Source organism: Mesorhizobium sp. M1A.F.Ca.IN.020.04.1.1, assembly GCF_003997315.1.
In the GTDB taxonomy this organism is placed as follows: Bacteria; Pseudomonadota; Alphaproteobacteria; order Rhizobiales; family Rhizobiaceae; genus Mesorhizobium.
In genome coordinates this window covers 1-607 of record NZ_RZSN01000419.1, presented here as the reverse complement: position 1 = coordinate 607, position 607 = coordinate 1, and the positions used below count along the sequence as shown (strand labels likewise).

1 protein-coding gene and 1 pseudogene are annotated in these 607 nt (G+C 61.1%); both read right to left on the bottom strand.

The genetic code is table 11. The features are described 5' to 3' along the window. Nucleotides 1–16: 16 nt before the first annotated feature. A complete protein-coding gene (locus EOA49_RS32320) occupies nucleotides 17–424 on the bottom strand; it encodes an IS5 family transposase (RefSeq protein ID WP_245460864.1) in 408 nt (135 codons plus the stop codon). Beyond that, a pseudogene (locus EOA49_RS32315) lies at nucleotides 400–607 on the bottom strand (IS5/IS1182 family transposase); the annotation flags it as partial. The gene EOA49_RS32320 and the pseudogene EOA49_RS32315, both read right to left, overlap by 25 nt.

The window sequence follows — 607 nt, the reverse complement described above, 5'->3', positions numbered from 1 at the left end:
TAGGCTGAATCGACATTCAGCGCATCCATAACATAGCTGCGGCGAGATGGATGAAGGCGAGGAAGTGGCCGGCGCGACGATCGAAGCGTGTGGCGAAGCGTCTGAAATGCTTGAGCTTGTTGAAGCAGCGTTCGATGCGGTTGCGGGTCTTGTAGAGAACGATGTCGTGCGGGATCGGCACTTTGCGGGATCGCTTGGAAGGGATGACGGCAAGCATGTCGGCGTCGGCGATGATCCGGCGCAAGTCGTTGCTGTCGTACGCTTTGTCAGCGATGACGGCGCCGCCCTTCATGCCATCGAGCAGCGCCGGGGCAGTGACGATGTCATGCGCCTGCCCGCCGGTGAGGATGAAGCGCAGTGGCCGGCCAAGGGCATCGGCGAGCATGTGGATCTTGGTGGTCAGTCCTCCTCGGGAACGCCCCAGAGCCTGGTTCTGGTCCCCCCTTTTCCGGTCGCTGCCTGCTGGTGGGCGCGAACCAGGGTGGTGTCGAGCATGAGATATTCATTGTTGGGATCGTCGATGAGGGCTTTGAAGACCCGCTCCCACACGCCTTTGTTGGCCCAACGCGAGAAGCGGGTATGGACGCTCTTCCATTTGCCGTACCGC